At 64.2% G+C, this 2,865-nt stretch carries 4 protein-coding genes; 2 read left to right on the top strand and 2 right to left on the bottom strand.

Annotated features, from left to right (window positions below; all coding sequences use genetic code 11):
* Together B3873_RS14395 and B3873_RS14390 are read left to right on the top strand one after the other, a co-directional pair.
* Nucleotides 1-386: ABC transporter substrate-binding protein (locus tag B3873_RS14395; protein WP_286866875.1), on the top strand; the 386-nt coding region annotated here is incomplete at its 5' end.
* A 396-nt stretch (nt 387-782) separates the two neighbouring features.
* A complete protein-coding gene (locus B3873_RS14390) occupies nt 783-2,084 on the top strand; it encodes an MFS transporter (RefSeq protein ID WP_286866873.1) in 1,302 nt (433 codons plus the stop codon).
* Nucleotides 2,085-2,130: 46 nt separating this feature from the next.
* On the opposite strand, the gene B3873_RS14385 is transcribed toward B3873_RS14390, so the two are convergent.
* Together B3873_RS14385 and B3873_RS14380 are read right to left on the bottom strand one after the other, a co-directional pair.
* Nucleotides 2,131-2,466 carry a helix-turn-helix domain-containing protein gene (locus tag B3873_RS14385; protein WP_039785071.1) on the bottom strand — a complete coding sequence of 112 codons (336 nt, stop codon included), beginning with the start codon at nt 2,464-2,466 and terminating at the stop codon, nt 2,131-2,133.
* Nucleotides 2,467-2,606: 140 nt separating this feature from the next.
* Nucleotides 2,607-2,865: helix-turn-helix domain-containing protein (locus B3873_RS14380; RefSeq protein WP_286866870.1), on the bottom strand; the 259-nt coding region annotated here is incomplete at its 5' end.

Raw genomic sequence — 2,865 nt, 5'->3', positions numbered from 1 at the left:
TGACCGACAGCTGGTACTGGGACAAGGACGAGCCCTCGCGCAAGTTTGCCGAGCGCTTCTACCAGAAGATGAAGAAAATGCCCAGCACGCACCAGGCGGCCGCCTACTCGGCCACCATGACCTACCTGAAGGCGGTGGAGGCCATCGGCACCGATGATGCCACCAAGGTGATGGCGCAACTGAAGAAGACGCGCATCGATGACTTCTACAACAAGGGTTACATCCGCGCCGACGGGCGCAACATCCATGACATGTATCTGTACCAGGTCAAGTCGCCGGCCGAGTCGAAGAAGCCATGGGATTACCTGAAGCTGCTGGAAACCATCCCAGGTGAACAAGCCTTCACCAGTGTGGCGGATTCCCGGTGCAGCCTGCTCAAGCAGTAAGGGACAGGTGAAGTTTCTGGCCTGAAGTCCAGAGCCCCCCCTGCAGGCCCTTGTCGGCCAGCAGATTGAGCAGTTTGAGGGCGGGGCCGGCGGAGCGGGTCTCGCCCTTCTTCATTGAGGCGCCGCCAGGAAAGCTGATCACCCGCTTGACCCGTTGTGCGGTCTTTACATCACCGGCTTGCCTTGGCCAGGTCTTGCGCCTACTCTTGCAACCCGGCCCGCCCGGACCGCTGCATTGCTCAACCGTAAGCCCGTCGGGGAATGGCACAATATCGCGGCCACGCATTCGTCAGCGCAGACACGCTCCCCTGCCATCGCTGGCGGGGCGCGACGCAGCAGCCGGTTCGCCGGCCAAGATTTCAACAAGCCAACAAGACCATCCGCCAAGGAGTCCCTTTGAGTCAGCATCCTCCCCGCCAGCCTGCCAGTCCGCCCGCCCCGGCGGGATTCACGCGCTACCAGAAGACCGTCGTCGGTCTGCTGGCCTTCCTGCAATTTGCGGTCATTCTCGATTTCATGCTGATGTCGCCGCTGGGTGCCGTGATCATGCCCGCCATGCGGATCACGCCGCAGCAGTTCGGGCTGGTGGTCTCGGCCTATGCCTTCAGTGCCGGGGCCTCCGGCTTGCTCACGGCCGGTTTTGCCGACCGCTTCGACCGCAAGCGGCTCTTGCTGTTCTTCTATTCCGGCTTCGTGCTGGGGACAGTGTGGTGCGGTCTGGCGCAGAGTTTCGAAAGTCTGCTGATCGCGCGTATCGTCACCGGCCTGTTCGGGGGCGTGATCGGTTCCATCACGCTGGCCATCGCCACCGATCTGTTCGCGCCGCAGCTGCGGGGACGCGTCATGGGCATCATCCAGACGGCCTTCGCGGCCAGCCAGGTGCTGGGCATTCCGATCGGGCTTTATCTCTCCAATACCTGGAACTGGCATGTCCCCTTCCTGGCCATGGCCGCGCTGGGCGCAGTGGGCGGGATCGTGGTCAGCTTCAAGATGCAACCGGTGGACGGCCACCTCAAGCTCAGGCAGGAACACACGGCGTGGATGCACCTCTACCACACCATCACGGAGCCGCGCTACCTGACCGCGTTTGCCACCACGGCCCTGCTGATGACGGGCGGCTTCATGCTCATGCCGTTCAGCAGCGCCTATCTGGTCGGCAACCTGGGCATCGACCTGCATCACCTGCCGACGGTCTATCTGGTCACCGGCCTGTGCACCATCGCCTTCGGTCCGCTGATCGGACGCGCGGCCGACAAGGTGGGCAAGTTCCGGGTCTTCGTCTTCGGTGCCGTACTGTCCATCATCATGGTGCTGATCTACACGCATCTGGGACCGGTGACGGTACCGATGATCGTGCTGGTCAATGCCGTGCTGTTCCTGGGCATCTTCTCGCGCATGATTCCATTCCAGGCCCTGGTCTCTTCGGTCCCGGCGACTACCCAGCGCGGTTCCTTCAATGCCATCAGCGCCTCCATCCAGCAGCTCTCGGGGGGTGTGGCCTCAATCGTGGCCGGACATATCGTCACGCTGGGGGCGGATGGCCAGTTGCAGCATTTCGACGTCGTCGGTTACGTCATTGTCGGTACCACGCTGCTGGCCTCGGTACTGGTCTGGCGGCTCAACCGCGACGTGCAGGCGCGCGCCGCCATCCTCGCGGCCGCGGCACAGGCGTCGCCGGCCAACGCAGCGGGACGCTGACCGCACCCTCCGAGCGGGGTATCTGCGCAGCGGCCATGCAGATCGCTCAGGCTGCAGTGCGGCCGGCGTAACTGGCCAGTGTGCGGATGATCTCCCGGCCTTGCACGTCCGTGCGGCAGTAATGGTCGACCAGTAGCCTGACGTCCGAATCGCTTTCCTGCGGCAGGACGTCCGGCTCGCTGCCGGTCAGCAGCCAGTTGAGATCGACCGCAAATTCGCGGTAGAGCTGCAACAGCAGCTCCCCGCCCGGCATGGCCTTGCCGGCTTCCAGCCAGCTGATGTGGCCGGTCGATGTATTGAGGCGCTGACCCAGCTCGCGCTGGCTCAGGCCGTGGGCGAGGCGGATCTCCTTGATCCTCCCCCCGATTTCTTCACTGAACATGTCTTCTCCTCTGAACGGACGCACCCGCGTGAGCCGCCCGTATCCCAGTCCCCACGACCGCGCCGGGGCCAGCAGCACCGTGCCGAACCAGTGACACCCCCGCCGGACGGCAGCAGCGGGGGCGTAACCGGCGACCGCTCTCAGCCGCGCCGGCTTACCAGGAAGCTCGCGACCGCCATGACCAGCGACTTGCCGCGCTCCGATGCGCGGACGTAGTCACCAATGAGCACCTTGATGTGAAAACCATGGCGCGGCGGCAGTTCTTGTTCCAGGCCGGTCAGGAGCCAATTGATGTTGACGTCGAACTCGCGGTGCAGCGAACGCAGGAAGCGACCGCCGGGCATGCTGTGCCCCAGCTCGACGCAACTGATGTAGGCACCCGAGGTGCCCAGCCGGCTG

Origin of the sequence: Herbaspirillum sp. UBA812 (assembly GCF_002296545.1) — a bacterium.
Taxonomy (GTDB): domain Bacteria; phylum Pseudomonadota; class Gammaproteobacteria; order Burkholderiales; family Burkholderiaceae_D; genus Herbaspirillum; species Herbaspirillum huttiense.
The sequence above is the reverse complement of the archived record's forward strand: the minus strand, read 5'-3'. Positions and strand labels throughout refer to the sequence as shown.

Coding starts and splice junctions, on each gene's coding strand:
- B3873_RS14385 (WP_039785071.1), bottom strand. CDS start 2,466: ATGTTCAGTGAAGAAATCGGGGGGAGGATCAAGGAGATCCGCCTCGCC.